This is a genomic window from Pseudomonas sp. JAI111, from assembly GCF_024809425.1.
Taxonomy (GTDB): domain Bacteria; phylum Pseudomonadota; class Gammaproteobacteria; order Pseudomonadales; family Pseudomonadaceae; genus Aquipseudomonas.
In genome coordinates, this window is record NZ_JANUCB010000001.1 from 1101011 (window position 1) to 1124360 (window position 23350).

The 23350-nt window shown below is 59.6% G+C and carries 24 protein-coding genes and 1 pseudogene; 10 read left to right on the plus strand and 15 right to left on the minus strand.

Translation table 11 applies throughout. From position 1 onward, the window contains the following. Positions 1–207: 207 nt before the first annotated feature. The 3 genes from HNR03_RS05170 to HNR03_RS05180 are packed head-to-tail and all read right to left on the minus strand — an operon-like array spanning position 208 to position 3498. Positions 208–1212, minus strand: coding sequence for a 4-hydroxythreonine-4-phosphate dehydrogenase PdxA (locus tag HNR03_RS05170; protein WP_259151360.1), 1005 nt, complete (start codon positions 1210–1212; stop codon positions 208–210). Beyond that, positions 1209–2165 (minus strand): amidohydrolase, encoded by a 957-nt coding sequence (locus HNR03_RS05175; protein WP_259151363.1) that lies wholly within the window; start codon positions 2163–2165, stop codon positions 1209–1211. The genes HNR03_RS05170 and HNR03_RS05175 overlap by 4 nt, the downstream gene beginning before the upstream one ends. After that, complete coding sequence (locus HNR03_RS05180) at positions 2158–3498, minus strand: MFS transporter (RefSeq protein ID WP_259151364.1); 1341 nt, start codon at positions 3496–3498, stop codon at positions 2158–2160. Before HNR03_RS05180 ends, HNR03_RS05175 begins: the two co-directional genes overlap by 8 nt. Before the next feature lie 376 nt (positions 3499–3874). Here HNR03_RS05180 and HNR03_RS05185 point away from each other — a divergent pair, with 376 nt between their 5' ends. The 4 genes from HNR03_RS05185 (at position 3875) to HNR03_RS05200 (ending at position 8014) form a co-directional block, all read left to right on the plus strand. Continuing rightward, complete coding sequence (locus tag HNR03_RS05185) at positions 3875–4891, plus strand: tripartite tricarboxylate transporter substrate binding protein (protein WP_259151365.1); 1017 nt, start codon at positions 3875–3877, stop codon at positions 4889–4891. A 52-nt stretch (positions 4892–4943) separates the two neighbouring features. Continuing rightward, positions 4944–5477, plus strand: a complete 534-nt coding sequence (locus HNR03_RS05190; RefSeq protein WP_259151366.1) for a tripartite tricarboxylate transporter TctB family protein — start codon at positions 4944–4946, stop codon at positions 5475–5477. Continuing rightward, the gene (locus HNR03_RS05195) at positions 5474–7003 is read left to right on the plus strand and encodes a tripartite tricarboxylate transporter permease (RefSeq protein WP_222590212.1); all 1530 of its coding nucleotides are present in this window, start codon (positions 5474–5476) and stop codon (positions 7001–7003) included. Before HNR03_RS05190 ends, HNR03_RS05195 begins: the two co-directional genes overlap by 4 nt. Positions 7004–7072: 69 nt before the next feature. Continuing rightward, positions 7073–8014: a LysR family transcriptional regulator gene (locus tag HNR03_RS05200; protein ID WP_208671748.1), complete on the plus strand. Its 942-nt coding sequence runs from the start codon at positions 7073–7075 to the stop codon at positions 8012–8014. 38 nt (positions 8015–8052) lie between these two features. Here the strand turns inward: HNR03_RS05200 and HNR03_RS05205 are convergent, their stop codons facing one another. Beyond that, on the minus strand, positions 8053–8916 hold the full coding sequence (locus tag HNR03_RS05205) for a DMT family transporter (protein ID WP_259151369.1): 864 nt from the start codon (positions 8914–8916) through the stop codon (positions 8053–8055). A 334-nt stretch (positions 8917–9250) separates the two neighbouring features. Here HNR03_RS05205 and HNR03_RS05210 point away from each other — a divergent pair, with 334 nt between their 5' ends. Continuing rightward, positions 9251–9901, plus strand: a complete 651-nt coding sequence (locus tag HNR03_RS05210; protein ID WP_310504352.1) for a hypothetical protein — start codon at positions 9251–9253, stop codon at positions 9899–9901. 42 nt (positions 9902–9943) lie between these two features. Further along, complete coding sequence (locus HNR03_RS05215; protein ID WP_222590210.1) at positions 9944–10123, plus strand: hypothetical protein; 180 nt, start codon at positions 9944–9946, stop codon at positions 10121–10123. Positions 10124–10166: 43 nt separating this feature from the next. Here the strand turns inward: HNR03_RS05215 and HNR03_RS05220 are convergent, their stop codons facing one another. Both HNR03_RS05220 and cysK read right to left on the minus strand, forming a co-directional pair. After that, entirely contained in the window at positions 10167–11105 is a 939-nt protein-coding gene (locus tag HNR03_RS05220) for an aspartyl/asparaginyl beta-hydroxylase domain-containing protein (RefSeq protein ID WP_259151370.1), read from the minus strand. 221 nt (positions 11106–11326) lie between these two features. Beyond that, a complete protein-coding gene (cysK, locus tag HNR03_RS05225) occupies positions 11327–12301 on the minus strand; it encodes a cysteine synthase A (RefSeq protein ID WP_259151371.1) in 975 nt (324 codons plus the stop codon). A gap of 126 nt (positions 12302–12427) precedes the next feature. Between cysK and HNR03_RS05230 the strand changes: the two genes are divergently transcribed. Next, complete coding sequence (locus HNR03_RS05230) at positions 12428–13504, plus strand: DUF748 domain-containing protein (protein WP_259151372.1); 1077 nt, start codon at positions 12428–12430, stop codon at positions 13502–13504. Here HNR03_RS05230 and HNR03_RS05235 read toward each other — a convergent pair. Further along, on the minus strand, positions 13501–14004 hold the full coding sequence (locus tag HNR03_RS05235) for a DUF2442 domain-containing protein (protein WP_259151373.1): 504 nt from the start codon (positions 14002–14004) through the stop codon (positions 13501–13503). The genes HNR03_RS05230 and HNR03_RS05235 overlap by 4 nt on opposite strands. Then, positions 13992–14075: pseudogene (locus HNR03_RS31725) on the minus strand (DUF4160 domain-containing protein); the annotation flags it as partial. The pseudogene HNR03_RS31725 and the gene HNR03_RS05235, both read right to left, overlap by 13 nt. Positions 14076–14277: 202 nt before the next feature. Between HNR03_RS31725 and HNR03_RS05240 the strand changes: the two are divergent. Beyond that, complete coding sequence (locus HNR03_RS05240; protein WP_222590206.1) at positions 14278–15123, plus strand: MoxR family ATPase; 846 nt, start codon at positions 14278–14280, stop codon at positions 15121–15123. A gap of 25 nt (positions 15124–15148) precedes the next feature. Continuing rightward, positions 15149–16327: a VWA domain-containing protein gene (locus HNR03_RS05245; RefSeq protein WP_259151374.1), complete on the plus strand. Its 1179-nt coding sequence runs from the start codon at positions 15149–15151 to the stop codon at positions 16325–16327. A gap of 107 nt (positions 16328–16434) precedes the next feature. On the opposite strand, the gene HNR03_RS05250 is transcribed toward HNR03_RS05245, so the two are convergent. From HNR03_RS05250 to HNR03_RS05265, 4 genes are all read right to left on the minus strand, one after another. Next, positions 16435–17361, minus strand: coding sequence for a biotin-dependent carboxyltransferase family protein (locus HNR03_RS05250; protein ID WP_259151375.1), 927 nt, complete (start codon positions 17359–17361; stop codon positions 16435–16437). After that, entirely contained in the window at positions 17358–18062 is a 705-nt protein-coding gene (locus HNR03_RS05255) for an allophanate hydrolase subunit 1 (protein WP_259151376.1), read from the minus strand. Before HNR03_RS05255 ends, HNR03_RS05250 begins: the two co-directional genes overlap by 4 nt. Further along, a complete protein-coding gene (locus HNR03_RS05260; RefSeq protein ID WP_259151377.1) occupies positions 18059–18811 on the minus strand; it encodes a 5-oxoprolinase subunit PxpA in 753 nt (250 codons plus the stop codon). Before HNR03_RS05260 ends, HNR03_RS05255 begins: the two co-directional genes overlap by 4 nt. A 78-nt stretch (positions 18812–18889) precedes the next feature. Further along, on the minus strand, positions 18890–20176 hold the full coding sequence (locus HNR03_RS05265; protein WP_259151378.1) for an MFS transporter: 1287 nt from the start codon (positions 20174–20176) through the stop codon (positions 18890–18892). Positions 20177–20323: 147 nt separating this feature from the next. Here HNR03_RS05265 and HNR03_RS05270 point away from each other — a divergent pair, with 147 nt between their 5' ends. After that, entirely contained in the window at positions 20324–21238 is a 915-nt protein-coding gene (locus HNR03_RS05270; protein WP_259151380.1) for a LysR family transcriptional regulator, read from the plus strand. A 121-nt stretch (positions 21239–21359) separates the two neighbouring features. Here the strand turns inward: HNR03_RS05270 and HNR03_RS05275 are convergent, their stop codons facing one another. The 3 genes from HNR03_RS05275 to HNR03_RS05285 are packed head-to-tail and all read right to left on the minus strand — an operon-like array spanning position 21360 to position 23216. Then, entirely contained in the window at positions 21360–21902 is a 543-nt protein-coding gene (locus tag HNR03_RS05275; protein ID WP_222590200.1) for a DUF2937 family protein, read from the minus strand. A gap of 13 nt (positions 21903–21915) precedes the next feature. Continuing rightward, positions 21916–22692: a class II glutamine amidotransferase gene (locus tag HNR03_RS05280; protein ID WP_090181320.1), complete on the minus strand. Its 777-nt coding sequence runs from the start codon at positions 22690–22692 to the stop codon at positions 21916–21918. Between the two features lie 26 nt (positions 22693–22718). After that, positions 22719–23216, minus strand: a complete 498-nt coding sequence (locus HNR03_RS05285) for an MFS transporter (protein ID WP_222590199.1) — start codon at positions 23214–23216, stop codon at positions 22719–22721. Positions 23217–23350: the final 134 nt, after the last annotated feature.

A 23350-nucleotide genomic window follows, 5' to 3' on the forward strand; every position in this document is an offset into this window, starting at 1 on the left:
TGACAGTCACTTCAAGGTGTCTGTACTGTCGCCATCGCGAGCAAGCCCGCTCCCACAGTGGTTGTTGGTGTTACTTGGATTTTGTGTTCAATACAAAACCCTGTGGGAATGAGCCTGCTCGCGATAGCGGTTTGTCAGTCACTGAAAGGGTGACTGAACCGCCGTCATCGCGAGCAAGCCCGTTCCCACAGGGAAGTTGTGTTGTTTTCAGTAGTTGTTGGTGCCCATCCGGCAGGCGATTTCGAATGCCTGGCGGATCGCGCCGACGTTGGCCTTGCCCTGCCCCGCGATATCGAACGCGGTGCCGTGTGCCGGCGTGGTGATCGGGATCGGCAACCCGCCCTGCACGGTCACCCCACGGGAGAAGCCCATCAACTTGATCGCGATCTGTCCCTGGTCGTGATACATGGTCACCACCGCGTCGAACGCACTGGCATCGCCCTGCACTTTGAGGAAGATCGTGTCGGCGGGGTATGGCCCTTCAGCCGCAATCCCCAGTGCCTGGGCCGAACGCACGGCCGGGCCAATGATGTCCAGTTCTTCGCGGCCGAACGAGCCGTTATCGCCGTTGTGCGGATTCAGCCCGCACACGCCGATGCGCGGTTTTTCCAGGCCATTGCGCTTGAGCGCGGTGTCGATCAGCTGAATCGCTTCCACCACTCGCGTCTGGCTGAGCATGCCCGGCACTTCGGCCAGCGCCACGTGGGAGGTCACGCGTGACGTCCAGAGGTTGTCGAGCACGTTGAATTCGCAAAACGGGCCGTGGAGATCCAACAGCTCGGCGAACCAGTGCAGCTCGTCGCTGTGGGCCATGCCGGCCATGTGCAACGAGGTCTTGTTCAACGGGCCGAACAGCACCGCGTCGGTGGTCCCGGCCTCGGTCAGGCGCAGGGCTTGCTCCAGGGTGTCGAGGCTATAGCGACCACCAATGACACTGGCTTCACTGCGCGGGAACTCACCCACCGTGTCGCCGCGAAAGTCATAGAACAACGGCGTGTCATCGACAAATGACAACTGCTCCAGCGACTCCACGCGACGGTATGGAAATTCCGTCCCGGCGATGCGCATGCCCCGGCGCATTTCGGCCTCGTCAGCAATCAGGATCACGTTGGCCTGACTGCGCACCGAAGGCTCTGCAAGCAGGCGCGCGATCAGTTCCGGACCGATGCCCGCCGGGTCACCCAGGACCATCGCAATGGTGGTTTTGTTCATGCTTCACTCCTCAAGGATTCAGGCCGCACCCGGTCAATGGCGCAAGGCTCGCAGCGATAGACTTGCTTCGCGTTGCTGTAGAAAAGTCGTTGCTGATCGGCACTCGGAAAATCGGCAACGATGGATTTGAAACCGCTGTAGATGTCGTCGAACGAGCCACACAGGCTGTCCACGGGAAAGTTGCTGGCGAACATCGCCCGGTCGCTGCCGAACATGGCGATGACTTCGCGCACGATCCAGGCGTTGTCCTTGGCCCGCCAGCGTTGACCGCCCTGCCCGAGGCCGGAAATTTTCACCCGCACGTTCGGCCACTGCGCCAGCCGCGCCATCGCCAGGCGCCAACCCGCCAGGCCTTCGGCGCTGCGGTCGTTGGGCAAGCCAGCGTGGTTGAGAATCAGCGTGGTGCCGGGGAAATCCCGGGCCAGGCGCTCGGCTTCGTGCAGATTCCACCAAGGTGTTTGCAGGTCGAAATGCAGGCCCAGGCCTTCGAGCGCGGCGTAACTGCGGCGCCAGTGTTCGTCGCTCATCAAGCTACGCAGGTGCCCGACCTGCTCCGGCGCGATCGGTCCGCCGGGTTTGTGGCGCACGCTGCGCACGCACTTGAAACTTGCTTGCTCGGACAGCACTGCTATGGCGTCCGGGTGGTCGAGCCAGGCTTGCGCGACGATGGCGTTCGGCACGCCGTAGCGAGCGGCCAGCGCCTCGATGAAACGGGTTTCGCCAATCGGGTCTTTCGGGTTCCATTCGGTCTCGACGTACACCGTTTGCACGACGTTATGGGCACCGGCATCGGCGAAGTAGTCATCGGGAAAATAGCGACGCTTGATCGCGCTGTAGTCACCGTAGCGAAACGGTATGTTGGCCTCGGGCGCGAGCCACGGATGGACATTGATCGCGGGGTCCCAGAAATGGTGATGGGCATCTACGATCGGGCCGTTCCACAACTTAGTCATGACGCACCTCATCCAGGCTGATAAACAACGTCGCCAGCACAAACACTGCCGAGCACGCCGCGAAGAATCCCAGCACCGGCGCAAACCCACCGGCCATTTGCACAATCACTCCCACCAGAATCGGCACCGCGATGCCGCCGGTGCTGCCGGCCATGTTCATCACGCCACCGATCAACCCGACCCGCGCCGGTGCCGCCAGCAACGCCGGGAAGCTCCAGTAGAGGCTGCCCCACATAAGGAAAAATGCGGTCATGGCCAACAACGCCACGGCTGCAAAAGGATTGCTCAGGGTCGGCAGCAACAGGAAGGCGCCGAGGGCCACCAGACCGGAAAACGCCAGCAGGCTCTTGACCGCCACCCCACGGCTGACGCCTTTGCGGATCAGGCCGTCGCAGAGGAAACCGCCGGTCAACGAACCCAACGCACCACACACAAAAATCACGAACGTAGCCGCGCCAATGCCCTTGATATCAAAACCGCGAGCCTGCGCCAGATAACTCGGGCCCCAGGTCAGCAAGCCAAAATAGACCATCGCCCAACTGGCGCGACCGATCAGCAAACCGCTCAGCGACCGGGCCGCGATGCCCAGGCCCTTGACCGGCAAACGGGCGGCTTCAGCCGCTGGCGTTGCGCGCCCGGCGTTGATCTTTTCGAGTTCTTCGGCGTTCACCTGCGGGTGAGTGGCCGGGTCGTCACGCAGGTAACGCCGCGCCAGCCAGGCCAGCACCAGGGTCGCGATACCGGCGATCACAAACGCCAGGCGCCATGAATCCAGCGAGGCGATCAGGTACGCAATGATCAATCCGCCCAATGCCACGCCCAACGGGCTGCCGCTGTCCATCAGCACCGCACCGCGACTGCGCTCGCTCGGCGCCAGCCACAACGAAATCAGTTTGCCGCCCGATGGAAACAACGGAGCCTCTGCGGCGCCAAGCGCGACCCTGGCGAACAGCAATGACAACCCGCCCGTGGCAAATGCCGCGATCACCTGGAAAGTCCCCCACAACCCGGTGGACCAACTGATCACCCGGTGCGGTCCGAAGCGGTCGATCATCCAGCCGCCGGGAATCTGCAACAGCGCGTATGCCCAGAAGAAGCTGCTGAGGATCAACCCCTGCATGCTCGGCGAGAGGGAAAATTCATGGGCGATGGTCGGCATCGCAATCGACAGCGACACCCGATCGATCAGGTTGACCATGGTCAAGGCGAAGATGATCGCGAAGATCCGCCAGCGCACGCTGCTGGCCTTGGTGGTGCCGGTCAGCGGTGCGGCCGCTGTGATCGGTTGGGCAACTGCGCCGGGCAGATGCAGGGAAGCACTGGGACGAGCCATGGTGCGTACCTCATTTATTATTTTTGTGGATGCAAAACGCAGCTTCTGGGCGGCGCTGGTGAGCACTATCGAAGGCTCAGTGATAACCGTCTAATCAAAACTTGAAATAAGGCGATAGCCTCGGGTTATGGCATGCCCTGCTTTCATTGAGCTTTCAGCCGATGGCCCTGCCATCGGATTTCAATGAAAAAGGCTCTGGGGCAGAGTCTTGAGCCATCACCGCCACATTGTCCGGCGCGACGTATAACTCCAGGCTATCGGTGTATGTATTGTTTTGACTAGACGCGGGGACCGAGGCTTCACACACTCACTCCAGGCTTGCGGCTTTACCGCTCTGACAAGCCACTCATAACAACTACAAAAACGAGGCCCTTCCATGCGAAATGCATTCGTCCGTCGCACATCCCGTCTGTTTCTTGGTTGCACTCTGGTCGCCGCCGGCGCCCTCCCCGCATTGGCCAGCGCCGCCTGGCAGCCGGACAAAAACGTCGAAATCGTTGTCGCTGGCGGGCCCGGTGGCGGCACTGATCAGCTCGGCCGGCTGATCCAGTCGATCATCACCACCCACAAGTTTCTCGACGTCAATACCATCGTCCTCAACAAGGGCGGCGGCAATGGCGCCGAAGCCTTTCTCGACTTGAAAATGAACAAGGGCGATCCGGAAAAACTGGTGATCGGCACCAACAATATCTACCTGTTGCCGCTGGTATCGAAGCTCGGCTACCAATGGCAGGAACTGACCCCTGTGGCGGCCGTGGCCGAAGATGACTTCATCCTCTGGAGTTACAAAGACGCCCCCTGGAAGGACGCCAAAGGCTTCTACGAAGCGGTCAAGGCCGACCCGTCGAACCTGCGCATGGGCGGCAGTCAGTCCAAGGATGTCGACCAGACCCTGACCCTGCTGCTGAACCAGACCAACAACAGCAAACTGGTGTACATCCCGTTCAAGAGCGGCAGCGAGGCCGCGACCCAGCTGGCCGGCAAGCACATCGCCGCCAACGTCAACAACCCCAGCGAAAGCATCAGCCAATGGCGCGGCGACCAGGTCGAGCCGCTGTGTGTGTTCAGTAAAGAGCGCATGAGCTACACCGAGAAAGTGGCCGGCGACAAATCCTGGGCCGATGTGCCGACCTGCCACGAACAAGGCCTGGGCATCGATCAGTATCGCTTCCCGCGCACCGTATTCATGCCGGGCGAAGTCACCGCCGAACAGCGCGCGTTCTATGTCGAACTGATGCGCAAAGTCACCGAGACCCCGGAGTTCAAGGCCTACGTCAAGCAGAACGCTTTGGTGCCGACCTTCCTCGAAGGCGAGCCACTGACCGCCTACATTGAGAAAGACACCGCCCGCGTCACCCCGGTGTTCAAAGAAGCCGGCTGGCTGAAAAACTGAGTTGTTCTCGGCCGTCCGCTTGCGCACGGCCGTCACCTCTGGAGGTGTTTTGATGTCCCATTCTTCGGATTCACCGGCGCTGGTCGGCACCCGCTGGGTCGAGCTCGGCCTGGCACTCTTCACCACGCTGATCGGCGTGGTGGTGATGTTCGGCAGCGTCGAACAAGGTATTGGCTGGGGCGATTCCGGACCCGAGCCGGGTTACTTCCCCTTCTATATTGGCCTGCTGTTGAGCGCCGCCAGTGTCGGCAACGGCGTGTTGACCGTGGTGCGCTGGCAGGCCCTGAGCCTTTCATTTGTCAGCCGCAGTGCGTTCAAGCAAGTGCTGTCGGTATTCATTCCGATTGCGCTGTTCGTCGGCGCCATGCCGTTCACCGGCATCTACGTGGCCTCGGCCTGTTTCATCGCCTGGTTCATGTGGCGTGACAAGGTCCGCGTCAAACCCTATGGCAAGTGGATGATCGGCACCGTATCCCTCGGCGCGGTACTCGCCAGCTACCTGATTTTCGCGCTGTGGTTCAAGGTCCCGCTGGATGCCGGCCCGATGGGCGACTGGATTAGCCTGGCCGGGAGATCTTTCAAATGAGTGAGTTCGATTCCTTGCTGCAAGGCATGAACCTGATCCTGACTCCGGGCCATATCGGCCTGATGGTGATCGGCGTGCTGCTGGGCATTCTGGTCGGCGTATTGCCCGGCCTCGGCGCCCCCAATGGCGTGGCGTTGCTGCTGCCGCTGACGTTCACCATGTCGCCGGTGTCGGCGATCATTTTGCTGTCGTGCATGTATTGGGGCGCGCTGTTCGGCGGCTCGATCACCTCGATTCTGTTTAATATCCCCGGCGAGCCCTCATCGGTGGCGACCACATTCGACGGCTACCCGATGGCCCGCGAAGGTCGCGCCGCCGAAGCCCTGACCGCCGCGTTCAGCTCGGCACTGATCGGCGCGTTGGCCGGGGTGTTGCTGCTGACGTTCCTGTCGACCCGGATTGCCGCGTTCGCCATGTCGTTCAGCTCGCCGGAGTTCTTCGCGGTGTACCTGTTGGCGTTCTGCACCTTCGTCGGCATGAGCAAGAACCCGCCGCTGAAAACCGTGGTGGCAATGATGATTGGCTTCGCCATGGCTGCGGTGGGGATGGACACCGTCTCCGGTAACCTGCGTCTGACCTTCGACCAGCCAATCTTGATGACCGGCATCAGCTTCGAAGTAGCGGTGATCGGCCTGTTCGGCATCGGCGAAATCCTCTGCACCGTCGAGGAAGGCCTGGTGTTTCGCGGCGAACATGCGCGCATCACGCCGATGGTCATCCTGCGCACCTGGGCCAAGTTGCCGCGTTACTGGTGGACGATTGTGCGCAGCACGTTGGTCGGTTGCTGGATGGGCATCACGCCGGGCGGTCCGACGGCCGCCTCGTTCATGAGCTACAGCCTGGCGCGGCGCTTCTCGAAGAACCGCGAGAACTTCGGCAAGGGTGAACTCGAAGGCGTGATCGCCCCGGAAACCGCCGACCACGCGGCAGGCACCAGTGCGCTGTTGCCGATGCTCACGCTCGGTATTCCCGGTTCAGCCACCGCAGCAGTAATGCTTGGCGGCTTGATGATCTGGGGCCTGCACCCCGGCCCGACGCTGTTCGTGGAACAACATGATTTTGTCTGGGGCCTGATCGCCAGCATGTACCTCGGCAACGTGGTAAGCCTGATCGTGGTGTTGGCCACCGTGCCGCTGTTCGCTTCGATCCTGCGCATTCCGTTCTCGATCATTGCGCCGATCATCATCATGGTTTGCGCCATCGGCGCTTACTCGGTGCACAACTCGTTCTTCGACGTGGTGCTGATGCTGGGCTTCGGCGCGCTGGGTTATCTGTTCAAGAAACTCGGTTACCCGATCGCGCCTCTGGTGCTGGCGGCGGTGCTGGGAGACAAGGCCGAAGATGCGTTCCGTCAGTCGATGCTGTTCTCCGACGGGCACCTGGGTATTTTCTGGTCCAACCCCTTGGTCGGCAGCCTGACCACGGCAGCGCTGTTGATGCTGTTCTGGCCGTTGATTTCCAAGGCACTGGGCACCTTGACGGGCCTGCGCAAACCCCACATCGCCAAGACCAAATCGGTGCTGTGACACAGCAATGCTGGCAACGCCTGACATTTGTTGTCAGGCTTGCCGCAGTCCTTTTTGCGAGCACGGCCCATGACCCGAATTCCTGCTGCCAATGTGATCCACAGCCGACTGCGTCTGCGCCAATTGCGGCTGATGCTGGCGTTGCAGGAATTCGGTTCGTTGCGCCGCGCCGCCGATCACATCGGCATGACCCAGCCGGCTGCGACCAAGATGCTGCACGAAGCCGAGGACTTGCTCGGCGTCGAGCTCTTCGAGCGTCTGCCTCGGGGCATGCGCTCTACCCCGTTCGGGGAAACCGTCATCTATTACGCGCGCATGGTGTTTGCCGAACTCAGCGGCATGCGCGAAGAACTGGTTGCACTGGAATCCGGCAACCTCGGCCGGGTAGCGGTCGGCGCGATTCCGGCGCTGGCCTCGGGGCTGTTGACCCGCACCATCGCGACCTTGAAACAAAGCCACCCGCGGTTGTCCATGAGCATTCAGGTCGACACCAGCGACGTGCTGGTGCAAGCGCTGTTGCAGGATCAACTGGATATCGTATTGGGGCGGATTCCGGCCGGTGCGCGGGCCGAAGAATTGCTCTTCGACAGCCTCGGTGAAGAAGCCTTGTGCGTGATCGCTGGCGCGCAACATCCGCTGGCGAAGGAAAAACAGCTGAGCTGGGCAGAATTGCAGAACATGACCTGGGTGCTGCAACAGCACCCGAGTCCGATGCGCGCGATCATCAATCAGGTGTTCCACAACGCGCGGGTCGACATCCCCAGCAGCATCGTTGAAACCACCTCGATCATGACTTTGCTCTCGTTGATCCAGCAGACCGACATGCTCGGCGTAACGCCCGTATCGGTGGTCGAGGACTATCCGGGGCGTGATTTGCTGGCGGTGTTGCCGATCAAGTTCGAGGCACGGTTGCCGCCATATGGACTGATCACCCGTCGCCATCGCATTCAATCGTCGGCGATGCAGGCGTTCATGAATTCGGTGCGGGCCGAGCATGCGCTGGCCAAATGAAAAAGGCCCGGAGCGCATGCCCCGGGCCTTGATTTGCTTCAAGCGGTTTTACGGAACACGAACACCAGACCGATGATGATCAGCAGCATGCCGAGCAGGCTCAATGCCGCCAGCCGATTACCGAAAATCAGATAGTCCATGACCGCCGTCACCGCCGGCACCAGGTAAAACAGACTGGTGACATTCACCAGATTGCCCCGGGCGATCAAGCGGTACAGCAACAACGTCGCCAATACCGACACCACCAATCCCATCCACAGCACGGGCACGAAAAACCCGGTGCTGTGTTCAAAATGAAACGGCTGGAACGGCACGAATATCCCGCAGAGCAACAACCCCGCCAGGTACTGCACCGGCAGCGTGCCGAGGGGATTGTCAGTGATGCGTTTCTGCATGATCGAGCCGAACGTCATGCTCGCCAGCGCCAGCAGACCGAAGAGCATTCCGGCCAACGACATGCCGGCCAGACCGATGCCCTGGTAAACCACCATGATCAGCCCGGCCAACCCCAGCATCAGACCGAACATTCTGCTGGCTGAGCGCTGACGTTCCATGATCGCCACCGTGAGAATCGGTTGCACGCCCATGATCGTGGCCATCACCCCGGGCGTCACCTTCAGGTCCAGGGCCAACAGATAGAAAATCTGATAAGCCCCCAGCAGCACCACGCCCGTGGCCATCGCATACAACATCGGTTTGCCGCCCTTGGGCAGTTTCAGCTTGAGCAACGGCACCAGCAGCATCAATCCGCACAAGGCGATGACGAAGCGAATCAGCAGAAACGCAAAGGGCGATGCGTGGGCCAGGCCCCATTTGGAGAAGATCGCCCCGCTGCTCCACAGCAGAACGAACAGGCTCGTGGACGCCGCCGCGAGCGCGGATTGTTTCGAAAGGACAAACATGAATACCACCTGTCATCAGGCAAAAAGCCAACTCAGCCGAAGCTGAAGTTCAGTAGTTTTTTCAGACGGGCATGGGGAACAGCAGTGAAGCAGCTGATCAGCCCGAGAAGCCAACGTCTGGCGGTGATACGACTGCGCACACCGGCGTGCTACGAACAGGCGGGGGGTAGTGACTGATCTGCGCAGGCTGCTGATTCCCGCACGGCACCACGACAGCGTTGAGCGCTGAATCGAGGACCGCATTGATGAGGGAAGCTGGCATGGGCTGATCTTTTTTGATGGGGTGAACGGTGAATTGGAAATCACCGAGCGCCGACTATAACCAGCGACTGACATGGATTGCAATGACTTGGACAAAGGGCCAGCAGCGACAGCGCGTACCGCACAATCTACCTTGGAGGTGAACAAACGCCCAATTGTGGGGACATGGAATGCAAGAGATCACATGCCAAGGGAACGGACTCAACTTCGGTATCAGTTGTACAGGTCAAAGGCTCGAAAACTGGCCACTGTCACTATCACTCGGCTTCACCATGAACTGGAACAGAAAGGGTTAGCCTATGTGGACTTATCCAGAGTTCGTTTCGAAGCGATCACGCCCCAGGCAATGAACGCTTTCCGACACTGGAATGACCCGCACTTTTCATGGAACGAGGTCGCAGGATGGAAAACAAGAGAGCCAATGTGTTTCGATTTAGCGATCTGGTTTGATTTGGAGCTATGCGGGCTGTGTTTCGCAAATCCGAACCAGAGTCGGCAACGCGTAAAAATAGTCCGTCTTGAAGGAAGTTCAGCCAAGTGTCATCCCCTGAAGAGTCTCATCGCATCGCTGTCACTGACCGCCGTGACTCACTATGCGCAAATCATTGGCAGCAAGCAGATCGAAATTCAGGAACCCGTGGAAGGGGCTATCCCAACCTATCAGCAACTTGGTTTCAAATTCGACATACAGGGTCGCCTTGTGATGCTTGTTGAGTGCGATTAGTATCGAATCACTGTTCATTTAATGATCACTGCTGGAGACGCAATGAAAGCGCTCGCTGAAAAAAATGCTTCTGATGGGCAGCCCATCAAGATAAATCGGAAACGTCCATCTACAGAGTTGCCTGAAAGTGTCTTGCGTCGTATCCGAGATACGCTGACAAACCCCGTAGCCGATGAACCTGCCGGTGTTCTCGCGGGCAAGTCATTTAAATTTTCCTCATAAAAAAACCACTCTTCAGGAGTGGTTTTTCATTTCGTGTCCGGTTTCACCCAAACAACCAATACCCCAACAACGTCAACACCACCACCGCCAACACTGGCCGCAATACGCGATAGGCCTTGGGATTACGGCGTTTCCAGCGTTTGACGACGCCACTGAACTTATCGCTGGAGTTCTTGCTCCAGGCGTAAGCCTGGTTAATCCCGCCGACACGTTCATCATCAAGGTTCTGCGGGGCGGTGGCGCGACCGAGCAGGCCGCTGATCCAGCGGTTGATGCGGGTCATGACGCGATTGCTCAGCGGCCGTTCGACGTCGCAGAACAGAATGACGCGGGTTTTCTCGGTTTCGTTCTTGACCCAGTGTACGTAGGTTTCATCGAACATCACGTCTTCGCCATCGCGCCAGGCGTAAACCTGGCCGTCGACGAAGATGCGGCAATCATCGGAATTCGGCGTCGACAGCCCCAGGTGATAACGCAGGGAACCTGCGAACGGATCGCGGTGCGGGTTGAGGTGACTGCCGCCCGGCAGCAACGCGAACATGGCACCTTTGACATTGGGAATGCTGCTGACCAACGCCACGGTTTTCGGGCACAAGGCTTCAGCCGAAGGCAGCGGTTTGTCATACCACTTGAGGTAGAAACGCTTCCAGCCCTTTTTGAAGAACGAACCGAAACCGGCGTCGTTGTTCTTTTCGGCGGCGCGGATATACCCCTCGTCGAACAGGTGCATGGCTTCGTCGCGGATGACTTCCCAGTTGTCCTTGAGCACGTCCAGCTCCGGGAACTTGCTGCGGTCCAGATACGGCTTGGACGGCACACCCGAGAACAGGTACATCAAGGCGTTATAAGGCGCAAACAACGCTGAGTGGTTGACGAACTGACGCAAGACCGGCAACCGCGCCTTGCCACGCAAATGCACATAGAGAGTGCTGCCGAGGAACAGCAACAACACTGACGCTTTCGCGGCTAAGGAAAAGGTCATTAATGACTCCTTGAGAATAGGCTCTATGCGCAACGCCTCTTACCCGACGTGGCAGCCGGCCATGATAAACATTACCGGCCTCGAGAAAAACCCGCAAAACCAAACATTCAGTATTAAGCATTGTGCAACAAAGCACTTATTAACATAGGGCTCCTGAACAGGGGCTGATCTGGATCAGCTCCTGTTCAGCCGCCGACTATCCGCGCGTACGTAGCGCCTTGTTACTGTTCATTCTCCTGATCGGTAAACAGATCGCTGAACAACATGCTCGTCAGGTAGCGCTCGCCGGAGTCCGGCAGGATGACCACAATCGTCTTGCCCTGCATTTCCGGAGTTTCGGCCAGGCGAACCGCAACCGCCATTGCTGCACCGCAGGAAATCCCGCACAAAATCCCTTCTTCCTGCATCAGGCGCAGTGCCATGGCCTTGGACTCCTCATCGGTCACCAGCTCAACGCGGTCGACCATCGACAAGTCCAGGTTTTTCGGGACAAAACCGGCACCAATGCCCTGGATTTTATGAGGGCTTGGCTTGATCTCTTCACCGGCCATCGCCTGGCTGATCACCGGCGATACCGCCGGCTCTACCGCCACCGAGATAATCGGTTTGCCCTGCGTATTCTTGATATACCGCGAGACCCCGGTAATGGTTCCACCCGTTCCGACCCCGGCCACCAGCACGTCTACCGCGCCGTCGGTGTCGTTCCAGATTTCCGGGCCGGTGGTTTTCTCGTGAATCGCCGGGTTGGCCGGGTTTTCAAACTGCGCCGGCATGAAGTATTTGGACGGGTCGCTGGCAAGGATTTCGCTCGCCTTCTCGATGGCGCCTTTCATGCCCTTGGCCGGTTCGGTCAGCACCAGTTCTGCGCCCAGGGCTTTCAGCACCTTGCGACGCTCGATACTCATGGAGGCCGGCATGGTCAGCATCAATTTGTAACCACGAGCCGCCGCAACGAACGCCAGGCCAATACCGGTGTTGCCCGACGTCGGTTCGATGATGGTCATGCCAGGTTTGAGTTTGCCGGAGCTTTCGCCGTCCCAGATCATGTTCGCGCCGATCCGGCACTTGACCGAATAGCCGGGGTTGCGCCCTTCGATCTTGGCCAGGATGGTCACGCCGCGCGGGGCAATGCGGTTGATCTGCACCAGCGGTGTATTGCCGATGGAATGGGCGTTGTCAGCGTAAATACGGCTCATGGCTGGGTCCTTGTACAGCGTTGAATTAGCTCCCAAAGGTATGCCTGTTGCCGCTGGTCGTCCAGTCAGGTCGAACGTCCGCTGTCCGGCGCAGTCAATCCTTTACATAGCCAGAGGTATGCCACCATGAAACGTCGATACAGTTGGCCTCTGTGGACACTCGCCGGCCTTGCTCTGGTACTGATTGCCCTGCATATCACCCTGCCGTACCTGGTGCGTGATTACCTTAATGACAAACTGGCGAACATGGGCGATTACCGAGGTCAGGTGACCGACGTGGACCTGGCCTGGTGGCGCGGCGCCTACAAAATCAACGGACTGAAAATCGTCAAGGTAGAAGGCAAGGTGCCAGTACCGTTCGTCAACGCGCCACTGATCGACCTCGCTGTCAGCTGGCATTCGCTGATCTATGACCATGCCGTGGTGGCCGAAGTGAAGTTCTTCAACCCCGAGGTGAACTTCGTCGACGGCGGCGCCAACAAACAGAACTCCCAAACCGGTAAAGGCACGGACTGGCGCGCGCAGTTGAGCAAACTGGCGCCGATCACCCTGAACGAGGTGCGCATCTACGACGGCAAGATCAGTTTCCACAATTTCAGCTCCACTCCCCCAGTCAACATGAACGCCACTCAAGTCAACGCCAGCATTTTCAATCTGACCAACGTGGTCGATACCGAAGGCAAACGCGATGCCCGCTTCGAGGGTAAGGCGCTGTTGCTGGGGCACGCGCCTCTGGAAACCAGTGCCACCTTCGACCCGTTGAGTAATTTCGAAGACTTCGATTTCCGCCTGCGGGCCAAGAACATCGAACTCAGACGCATGAACGACTTTGCCTCGGCCTACGGCAAGTTCGACTTCAATGCCGGTCATGGCGACGTAGTGATTGAAGCGCAAGCCAAAAAGGCCAAATTGACCGGCTACATCAAACCGCTATTGAAGGACGTCGACGTGTTCAATTGGCATCAGGACGTGGAAAACAAGGACAAAGGGCTATTCCGTTCAATCTGGGAGGCCATTGTCGGTGGCTCCGAAACCGTGTTGAAAAATCAGGGCAAGAACCAATTCGCAACACGGGTTGAACTGAGCGGCAATGTACATCGGCAAGATATCAGCGCGTTCAATGCGTTTTTGCAGATTTTACGCAATGGTTTCATTCAGGCATTCAATGCCCGGTATGAACGGCCGAAGCCGGAAGCTGGTTAAGGCTTGCGGGTCACGGTGTAGCGACCGGTGTCTTCGGCAGCCCGCGCCGGGCTTGATTTCTGCTGGAGGAAGTCCCACCCCAGACAGGCGAGTGCCAACGAACGTGGCACCGCTTCACGGCCACTGCTGTAGCGCGTGATGCTGCGGGCGCTGACGCCCAGCGCCTCGGCCGCCTGACTCAGGGGTAAACCGGTGCGAGCGCGCCAGTCGATGAAGATCCGGGTGTTTTCGTCCGATGCGTTTTGCGCCAGCGCATCCAGATAGAGGGTGTCTGCGCCGATCTGGATATCCAGTTCAGGCCACTCGACGCTCCAGCCATCGTCGCCCAGGGTTACCCCGGCGAAGGCGCTTCCCTCCAGCAACGGCTGCAGTCCCGAAAAGGCGCGAAGGTCGCGACTCAAATCGAGGGTTAGCTGCTGGCCATCGATAAAGGTCAATTCGAGGCGATAATCCGGCAACGCCTGCACAGACGCCAGCCGTGGTCGTTTCATGGGTAACATCGTTTCCAGTCCTCCAGCAGTTGCTCTTGGTGGGCTCTGACCCACTCCAGTGCTTCCTTGATAATCAGCGGCGTTTGCAACCTATCGCCAATATGGCGATAGCTCAATGCTGGCTAGCAGCCGAGACTGAGTCAAGATGTGACGCTCCATTCAGAGACTGAATAAGCCGTCTGCGTTCACAGTCGACCGGCCTGCGCGTTATAGTCGGGAACTACAATTATTGCGCCCCGCCCTGCCCCGTTCAGGTCGGCGTTACCGTTCGAGGATTAGCAGATGAAGTTCGAAGGCACCCAGGCCTACGTCGCCACCGATGACCTGAAGCTGGCGGTCAATGCCGCCATTACCCTGGAGCGTCCACTGCTGGTCAAGGGCGAGCCGGGCACGGGCAAGACCATGCTCGCCGAGCAACTGGCCGAGTCCTTCAATGCCAAGCTGATCACCTGGCACATTAAGTCCACGACCAAGGCGCACCAAGGCCTGTACGAGTACGACGCGGTCAGTCGCCTGCGTGACTCGCAGTTGGGCACCGAGAAGGTCCACGACGTTCGCAACTACCTGAAAAAGGGCAAGCTCTGGGAGGCTTTCGAGTCTGAAGAGCGGGTGATCCTGCTGATCGACGAAATCGACAAGGCCGACATCGAGTTCCCCAACGACCTGTTGCAAGAACTCGACAAGATGGAGTTCTACGTTTACGAGATCGACGAGACCATCAAGGCCAAGAAACGCCCGATCATCATCATTACTTCCAACAACGAGAAAGAGCTGCCGGACGCCTTCCTGCGTCGCTGCTTCTTCCACTACATCGCGTTCCCCGATCGCGTGACGTTGCAGAAGATCGTCGACGTGCACTACCCGGACATCAAGAAAGACCTGGTCAGCGAAGCGCTGGACGTGTTCTTCGATGTGCGCAAGGTCCCGGGCCTGAAGAAAAAACCGTCGACCTCCGAACTGGTGGACTGGCTCAAACTGCTGATGGCCGACAACATCGGCGAAGCCGTACTGCGCGAACGCGATCCGACCAAGGCCATCCCGCCACTGGCCGGCGCGCTGGTGAAGAACGAACAGGACGTGCAATTGCTCGAGCGCCTGGCGTTCATGAGCCGTCGTGGCACTCGCTAAGCTCCATTAGATAGAGGCCAACGCCATGCTGCTCAACCTGTTCAATGAAATGCGCGCCGCCAAAGTGCCGGTCTCGGTGCGTGAGCTGCTGGACCTGATCAACGCGTTGAAACAGCGCGTGACCTTCGCCGACATGGACGAGTTCTATTACCTGTCCCGGGCGATTCTGGTGAAGGACGAAAAGCATTTCGACAAGTTCGACCGGGCGTTCGGGGCTTACTTCAACGGCCTCGAAAAACTCGACGATCACCTTCAGGCGTTGATTCCCGAAGACTGGTTGCGCAAGGAATTCGAGCGGTCACTGACCGACGAAGAGCGAGCGGCGATCCAGTCCCTCGGGGGCCTGGACAAGCTGATCGAAGAGTTCAAGAAGCGCCTCGAAGAACAGAAAGAACGTCACGCCGGCGGCAACAAGTGGATCGGCACCGGCGGCACCAGCCCGTTCGGCTCTGGCGGCTTCAACCCGGAAGGCATCCGGGTCGGCGATGCCGGCAAACGCCAAGGCAAAGCGGTCAAGGTGTGGGATCAGCGCGAGTACAAGAACCTCGACGACTCGGTGGAACTGGGCACCCGCAACATCAAGGTTGCCCTGCGCCGGTTGCGCAAGTTTGCGCGTCAGGGCGCGGCGGAAGAGCTGGACATCGATGGCACCATCGACCACACCGCCAAAGATGCCGGATTGCTGAATATCCAGATGCGTCCGGAGCGGCGCAACACCGTGAAGCTGTTGCTGCTGTTCGACATCGGCGGATCGATGGACGCGCACGTGAAGATTTGCGAGGAATTGTTCTCGGCCTGCAAGACCGAGTTCAAGCACCTGGAGTACTTCTACTTCCACAACTTCGTTTATGAATCGGTGTGGAAGAACAACATGCGCCGCACCTCCGAGCGCACCGCGACCCAGGACCTGCTGCACAAGTACGGCGCCGACTACAAAGTGATCTTCATCGGTGACGCCGCGATGGCGCCCTATGAAATCACCCAGGCCGGCGGCAGCGTCGAACACTGGAACGAAGAAGCCGGTTACGTGTGGATGCAGCGGTTCAAGGAGAAGTACAAGAAGCTCATCTGGATCAACCCGTACCCGAAAGATACGTGGAGCTATACGTCGTCGACCAATATCGTGCGCGACTTGATTGACGACCAGATGTACCCGCTGACGTTGCGGGGGTTGGAGGAAGGGATGCGGTTTCTTTCCAAGTAGAACACCGATCATTCCCACGCTCTGCGTGGGAATGCATCAAGTGACGCTCCGCGTCACAGGGACGCGGAGCGTCCCGGGCGGCATTCCCACGCAGAGCGTGGGAACGATCAGTGCGAAGAAAACCGCCGCAAATACTCAACTTGCTCCCGATGCGCCACGTCCTGCACCACCGGTTTCAATCGCACCTTCGCCCCCGGCAGGCACTGCGCCAGACGCGCCAACGCCAACGGCGTCAACGCGCCCAAGCGCGGATAACCGCCAATGGTCTGCCGATCGTTGAGCAACACAATCGGTTGTCCATCCGGCGGCACCTGGACCGCGCCGAGTGGGATACCTTCGGAAATCATTGGTTTGCCCTGATAGTGCAACGCCGTTCCCAGCAAGCGAATGCCCATGCGGTCGGCGCGGCTGTCGAGCGTCCAGAAACTGTTGAAGGCATCGAACAGGCTTTGTCCGCTGAACTCACCAATCTGTGCACCGAGCACCACATCCAGCGGTAAATCGACGTTGAAATCCGGGCGATGCTCTTCCGGCAACTCTCGTAGCAACAGCAGCGAACTGCCGCGATAACTCAGCTGCGCACCTTTGGCCAGTGCCCGGCCCATGCCATCCAGGCCACCGAGTTCTTCGCGGACCACCGTGGCGCTGCTGCCCAACACTTTGGGGGCTTCAAACCCACCCGGTGCGGCGAGATAGGCCCGCGCCCCGAGCAACGGTTGAGTGAATTGCAAGCGCTGGCCTTTGTTCAGCCGGAAACTGCGCCACGGCGCCAAGGCCTCGCCGTCCACTTGCGCGCCCAGGTCCGCGCCGGCCAACGCCAGTACACAATCATCCTCAGCCACCACGGTGAAGCCACCCAGGGTGATTTCAACCACCGTTGCATCCAACTCATTGCCCAGCAACCAGTTGGCCCACGACATGGAGCGCCAATCCAGCGCCCCGCCCTGGGTCACGCCCAGGTGCCGCACGCCGAAACGGCCCGCGTCCTGTAACAGGCACAGCGGCGTACTCGCTTCAATCGACAGATGGCTCATGCCTGCACCTCCAGCGGTGTGTCGTCACCACCCAGATTGATGAACTCGGCATGGCTGACCGCTTCAAAGCGCACCGTATCGCCCGGTTGCATCAGGCTGTAACCGTCACGTTCGCGGTCGAACAATTTGGCCGGCGTGCGACCGATGAGGTTCCAGCCGCCGGGTGACACCACCGGATAAGCAGCGGTTTGCCGTTCGGCGATGCCCACGCTGCCAGCCGCAACCTTTTTACGCGGCGTATTCAGACGCGGTGCAGCGAGCACTTCTTCCACCAATCCCATAAAGGCGAACCCTGGCGCGAAGCCCAAGGCGAACACCTGATATTCGTGTTCGCTGTGTCGGCGGATCACCTCCTCCACCGTCAATCCGCTGCGCCGGGACAACAGGCTCAGCTCCGGGCCGACGCTCAGGTCATACCAGACCGGCAGCACATGGCATTTGCCGCCGGTGCGGGCATTCGGTGACAGGTCGATCAAGGCTTCGGCGATCAATTCCCGAGCCTGGGACGGACTCAACGCGCTCAGGTCGTAATGCACCATCAACGTCGTGTACGACGGCACCAGATCGATCAGATGCCCGGCGAAGGCCGCACGCAGGCTCTCGCTGGCAGCCAGCATCCACGGCATGTTTGCCTCGGCGATCTGGTCAAACAGACGCACCATCAGGCAATCCAGCGCCACCACTTCTACCCGCGGTTTCATGGTGCGCTCTGCTGATCGAGGGCTGCGCGGATCCGGCGCACGGCCGCCACCGAACTCGCGTTATCGCCGTGCACGCATAGGGTATTGGCTTGCAGGAACAAGGCGCTGCCGTCGCTGGCTGTCAGGTTGTCGCCACGGGCAATGGTCAGGGCTTGCTCGATGATTGTCTCGGGATCGTGATGCACCGCGCCCGGCAGTTGCCGCGAGACCAGCATGCCCGCGCTGTCATAGGCGCGATCGGCGAAGGCTTCGAACCACAACGTCACGCCGTATTCATCGCCCAACTGCTGGGCGGCGCTGTTGTCGCGGGTCGCCATCAGCATCAGCGGCAAGGTCCGGTCATACGCCGCCACGGCCTGAAGCACGGCGCGCAACTGCGCTGGATTGGCCATCATGTCGTTGTACATCGCGCCGTGCGGCTTGACGTAACTCACCTGCCCGCCCTGAGCCCGGCAGATGCCGTCGAGGGCACCGATCTGGTAATGCAGAATGTCTTGAAGCTCCTGGGCGGTGTACGCCATGGAACGACGGCCAAAACCGACCAGATCCTGATAGGCCGGATGCGCGCCGATCTTTACGCCATTGCTCAGGGCCAGGCTGACGGTCTTGCGCATGATGCTCGGGTCGCCAGCATGAAAGCCGCAGGCGATGTTGGCGCAATCGATGAAGGGCATGACCTCGGCATCCAGACCCATGGTCCAGTTGCCAAAGCTTTCGCCAATGTCGCAGTTCAATAGCAGGCGGCTCACGGTGAACACTCCTGTAGGCATATTCTTTTTTTACTGCCGGGCAGATACCCCGCAGATTATCAGTTGCTGCCGTTTTTGTTATTGGGCATCCAGTTGTTTGCCACGGGTTTCCGGCAAGCTCAGCGCCGCGAGAATCACCACGCCGTAGGACACCGCCGCAAACGCCCCGATGCCTACGCTCAACGGCACCTTTTGGCTGAGCAAGCCGATCAGCAGCGGGAACAGCGCCGCCAGTGCCCGACCGATGTTGTAGCAAAAACCCTGGCCCGAGCCGCGAATTCGCGTCGGAAACAACTCAGTCAGAAAGGCGCCCATGCCGCTGAAAATTCCCGAGGCAAAAAAGCCCAGCGGGAAGCCCAGCCACAGCATCACAGCGTTACTGACCGGCAATTGGGTGTAGAGCAAAACAATGGTGAACGAGCCAACCGCGAACAGAATGAAATTCTTCTTGCGGCCAAGGATGTCAGTCAGATACGCGCTGATGACGTAGCCGATGTAGGAACCGACGATCACCATCGCCAGGTAACCACTGGTGTTGAGTACGCTCAATCCCCGCTCGTTTTTGAGGAAAGTCGGCAACCAGGAAGTGATCGCGTAGTAGCCGCCCAGCGCGCCCGTGGTCAGCACCGACGCACGAATCGTGGTGAACAGGATGCCGGGGGCGAAAATCTCGTAGAACTTCGCCGGATTGCCTGGCTCCTGTTTGGCCTTGGCTTTGCGGTAGATTTCCGGGTCCTTGACCAACCGACGAACGAATATCACGAAAATCGCCGGCACGATGCCCAGGATAAACAGCGCACGCCAGGCGTCTTCCGGCGGCAACACCGAAAACAGCAGCGCGTACAAAATTGCCGTCAGTCCCCAGCCCAGCGCCCAGCCCGATTGCACCATGCCCACCGCCTTGCCACGGTCCTTGGCGCGAATCACTTCGCCCATCAGCACGGCACCAGCCGTCCACTCGCCGCCGAAGCCGAACCCCATCAAGGTGCGGCTGATCAACAGTTGGTCGTAGTTTTGCGCGAAGCCGCAGAGGAAAGTGAAGCCGGCGAACCACAGCACCGTCAGTTGCAAGGTGCGTACGCGACCGATGCGGTCGGACAGAATCCCCGCCACCCAACCACCGATGGCCGAGGCGATCAGCGTGCTGGTATGAATCAGCCCGGCCTCACCGGTGGTGATGCCCCACATTGCAATCAGGGTCGGGACCACGAAGCTGAGCATCTGGGTGTCCATGCCGTCCAGGCCATAGCCGATCTTGCAGCTCCAAAAGGTCCGGCGTTCCTGCTGATTGATGTTGCGGTACCAGTCGAAAGGTCCCGGGCGAGCCGTGGCCTTGGGGATGTCGAGCGTGTCGGGCGCACTCATGGCAACTCTCCGTACAAATTTTATTGGTATTGTTCTGAGCCCCGACGACGCCTATCGTGGGAACCGGATGGCCTGATTTTTGGGCTGCCGGCCCTGCTGCGTCCAACTAATAAAACCCCGCCCTAGACATAAGAAAAACTTTATCCCATGAACCTGAAGTTTCTTGAGACCTTTGTCTGGGTCGCCCGCCTCAAGAGTTTTCGCCTGACGGCCGACAAGCTGTTCACCACCCAGGCGTCGATTTCCAGCCGAATCGCGGTGCTCGAAGGCGAGCTCGGCGTGAAGCTGTTCCTGCGCGATTCTCGCGGTGTGAGCCTGACGCCCGAAGGCTTGAAAGTGCTCGAATACGCCGAGCAGATGATGGACACCATGCAGGCGCTGAAGCAGTCGATCGAGACGCGCTCGAGCAAAGTCGGGCGTGTGCGGATTGGCGTGATGGACACGGTGATCCACACCTGGCTGAGTCCGTTGGTGGCGCAGATGATGGATCACTACCCATTGGTGGAAATCGAACTCGTAGCCGATACCGCGCTGAACCTCTGCGATCAGCTGCAAAAAGGCTTCCTCGATCTGATCCTGCAGACTGACCTGATGCGCCAGGAAAGCGTGCGCAGCCTGGAGCTGGCGAGCCACCCGATGGGCTGGATCGTGGCAAGCAGCTCGATCTACAACCGCGAGTATTCAGGCATTGCCGACCTAGCGCGCGAACGGATCATTACTTACTCGAAAAACTCCCATCCGCATCAGGACATCCTGAGCCTGATGCAGGCGAACGGGATACTGACGCCCCGGCTCAATTGCGTGAATTCGGTGTCGGCGATTACCCGGTTGCTGCGCGACGGATTTGGCATTGGCGCATTGCCGCCGGTATTGGTGGCCGAGGAGCTGGCGCGGGGGGAACTGACCTTGCTGGCCATCGATCAACGGCCACCGAATTTGCAGGTGGTGGTGTCGTGGCGGGTTGGGGTGGAATGGGTCGAGGAGATTGTGACGCTGTGTCAGCACGTGCTGGAGGGGTATGCGCAGAAGGTGGGCGAGGAGTACATCACGTTGAGTCGTTGAAGATGATCGTTCCCACGCTCTGCGTGGTAACGCCTCAACGGACGCTCCGCGTTCGGCTTTGGATGGGACGCGGAGCGTCCCGGGCTGCATTCCCACGCAAAGCGTGGGAACGATCATCGGCCTAGAGGCCACGCACATCCCGGTCTACGATCGGCCGGCTCTGGCGCAGGCGTTTGCCGCCCAGCACCACCCAGTCGATCAGACGGAACAGGCATTCAATCCCGAACGACAACAGCAACGCGCCGCTCATGCCCCAGATCATCGCTTCCGGCGTCAGCAGGATCTGGTAGCTGTAGCCGTACCAGGTTTCCTTGCGAATATCCGGGTCAGCGGCCAGCGCCACTTGCAGGAAGCGGATGTACCACGGGCCCTGCATGGCCTGGAACTGCTTGTCGAGCGCCAGCTGGCGGGTGAGCATGGTGCTCAGGCTGTCGGCGTCGCTGCGAAAGATCGGGTCTTCGCTTTCACGATAATGAGCGACCAGCGCCTGCATATCGCCCTTGAAGAACTCATTGGCCGTGCCCTGGAAACCATTCAAGCCGGTCTGGGCCTCGATCAGATGCGCTTCGACCCGTTTCGCGTAATCGCTGATAAACCCCGGCACCTGAACGCCAATCAACAGGCCCGCCGCAAACAACACCAGCCGTAGATAACTGAGCAACATGAGGGGTGAGTCCTTATTCGGTCTTGCCTTGGCTGACGCATTCGCCGCGTCGCCAGAGGCTCCATTGGCCCGGTTCGTAGCGGGTCCAGGTTTCGTTTTCGGTGAGAGGTTCGGTGGCGATCACCGTGACCACGTCGTTGGGCGTGGTTTCGGCCTGGAAATCGACGATCACATCGACATCTTTCAGACGCGCCGGGCCGAAAGGCGCACGACGGGTGATCTGTGCCAATTTGGTTGAGCAATAGCAGAACAACCAGTCACCGTCGCTGAGCAGGCAGTTGAATACGCCTTTGCTGCGGTACTCGGCGCAGGCGGCCACCAGGTCCGGCAACAAATCTTCGACTTCAACCGGCTCCGGGAACGCTGCACGAACACGGTTGAGCAGATCGCAGAATGCCGCTTCACTGTCGGTATCGCCGACCGGACGATAGAAGCTGGCGGTCGGATTGAAATCGGCCAACTGACCGTTGTGGGCGAAACACCAGTTGCGCCCCCACAGTTCCCGCACGAACGGATGGGTGTTGGACAGGCAAACCTTGCCGACATTGGCCTGGCGAATGTGGCCGATCACCACTTCACTCTTGATCGGATAGCGTTGCACCAGGTTGGCGACTTCCGACTCGCAGCTTGCGGCCGGGTCCTGGAATAGCCGCAGGCCACGTCCCTCGTAGAAGGCGATGCCCCAACCATCACGGTGCGGACCGGTGCGGCCGCCGCGCTGCATCAGCCCGGTGAAGCTGAACACGATATCGGTCGGCACATTGGCGCTCATGCCCAATAACTCACACATGCTCGGATTCTCGCTTCAAGGCCGGATTACAAACGCGGTTCGACCCGCAAACGCTGAGGGTTGCTCGGAACGGGTGGACGACCGTACCGATCATCGCCAGCCCCGCCGAAGGGCTGATCGTCTTCCGGTTCGTCGGCCCGGGCCGCGGCCTTGGCGGCAGCCGCCTGTTCCTTGCGAGCCCTGGACGCGCGTTCGATCGGAAAACGGATCGCCACGACCACCAGGTAAAGGCCGAAAGCGATCATGGCGTACATCAACAGGTCAGAAATCGCGCGCCAGGCGTTGTTGCCGACCTTGAAAGCCAGGTCCAGCGTGGTGATGGCGATGGCCGGAGCCACTTTTTCCTTCACCGGGTCGATGATGGTCGGGCTGAACAGCAGCACGGCGACCAACAGTTGCAGCGGCTCACGCAACCAGCGCCACATCCAGCGGGTCATGCGCATCCACACCAGCAGGCAGCCTAAAGCGGCAAAGGCGTAGAGGCCCCAAGCGATCAGATAGTCGTTCTCGGTCATGGTGTCCATGGCAAGGCAGGCAAAGAGGCGCTTATAGTAACGACTTTTCGCACATCAGGCTTGTCCCAATGCCAGTCGGTCAAGACACAAGGCCGACCGAGACATCAAGATTTGCATTGCGCCTGCAAAACCCTATTTCGTAC

Bases quoted from the DNA above. Each gene is read 5' to 3' on its own strand.
- HNR03_RS05170 (WP_259151360.1), bottom strand. From the start codon at position 1,212: ATGAACAAAACCACCATTGCGATGGTCCTGGGTGACCCGGCGGGCATC.
- HNR03_RS05175 (WP_259151363.1), bottom strand. From the start codon at position 2,165: ATGACTAAGTTGTGGAACGGCCCGATCGTAGATGCCCATCACCATTTC.
- HNR03_RS05180 (WP_259151364.1), bottom strand. From the start codon at position 3,498: ATGGCTCGTCCCAGTGCTTCCCTGCATCTGCCCGGCGCAGTTGCCCAA.
- HNR03_RS05185 (WP_259151365.1), top strand. From the start codon at position 3,875: ATGCGAAATGCATTCGTCCGTCGCACATCCCGTCTGTTTCTTGGTTGC.
- HNR03_RS05190 (WP_259151366.1), top strand. From the start codon at position 4,944: ATGTCCCATTCTTCGGATTCACCGGCGCTGGTCGGCACCCGCTGGGTC.
- HNR03_RS05195 (WP_222590212.1), top strand. From the start codon at position 5,474: ATGAGTGAGTTCGATTCCTTGCTGCAAGGCATGAACCTGATCCTGACT.
- HNR03_RS05200 (WP_208671748.1), top strand. From the start codon at position 7,073: ATGACCCGAATTCCTGCTGCCAATGTGATCCACAGCCGACTGCGTCTG.
- HNR03_RS05205 (WP_259151369.1), bottom strand. From the start codon at position 8,916: ATGTTTGTCCTTTCGAAACAATCCGCGCTCGCGGCGGCGTCCACGAGC.
- HNR03_RS05210 (WP_310504352.1), top strand. From the start codon at position 9,251: ATGGATTGCAATGACTTGGACAAAGGGCCAGCAGCGACAGCGCGTACC.
- HNR03_RS05215 (WP_222590210.1), top strand. From the start codon at position 9,944: ATGAAAGCGCTCGCTGAAAAAAATGCTTCTGATGGGCAGCCCATCAAG.
- HNR03_RS05220 (WP_259151370.1), bottom strand. From the start codon at position 11,105: ATGACCTTTTCCTTAGCCGCGAAAGCGTCAGTGTTGTTGCTGTTCCTC.
- cysK (WP_259151371.1), bottom strand. From the start codon at position 12,301: ATGAGCCGTATTTACGCTGACAACGCCCATTCCATCGGCAATACACCG.
- HNR03_RS05230 (WP_259151372.1), top strand. From the start codon at position 12,428: ATGAAACGTCGATACAGTTGGCCTCTGTGGACACTCGCCGGCCTTGCT.
- HNR03_RS05235 (WP_259151373.1), bottom strand. From the start codon at position 14,004: ATGTTACCCATGAAACGACCACGGCTGGCGTCTGTGCAGGCGTTGCCG.
- HNR03_RS05240 (WP_222590206.1), top strand. From the start codon at position 14,278: ATGAAGTTCGAAGGCACCCAGGCCTACGTCGCCACCGATGACCTGAAG.
- HNR03_RS05245 (WP_259151374.1), top strand. From the start codon at position 15,149: ATGCTGCTCAACCTGTTCAATGAAATGCGCGCCGCCAAAGTGCCGGTC.
- HNR03_RS05250 (WP_259151375.1), bottom strand. From the start codon at position 17,361: ATGAGCCATCTGTCGATTGAAGCGAGTACGCCGCTGTGCCTGTTACAG.
- HNR03_RS05255 (WP_259151376.1), bottom strand. From the start codon at position 18,062: ATGAAACCGCGGGTAGAAGTGGTGGCGCTGGATTGCCTGATGGTGCGT.
- HNR03_RS05265 (WP_259151378.1), bottom strand. From the start codon at position 20,176: ATGAGTGCGCCCGACACGCTCGACATCCCCAAGGCCACGGCTCGCCCG.
- HNR03_RS05270 (WP_259151380.1), top strand. From the start codon at position 20,324: ATGAACCTGAAGTTTCTTGAGACCTTTGTCTGGGTCGCCCGCCTCAAG.
- HNR03_RS05275 (WP_222590200.1), bottom strand. From the start codon at position 21,902: ATGTTGCTCAGTTATCTACGGCTGGTGTTGTTTGCGGCGGGCCTGTTG.
- HNR03_RS05280 (WP_090181320.1), bottom strand. From the start codon at position 22,692: ATGTGTGAGTTATTGGGCATGAGCGCCAATGTGCCGACCGATATCGTG.
- HNR03_RS05285 (WP_222590199.1), bottom strand. From the start codon at position 23,216: ATGGACACCATGACCGAGAACGACTATCTGATCGCTTGGGGCCTCTAC.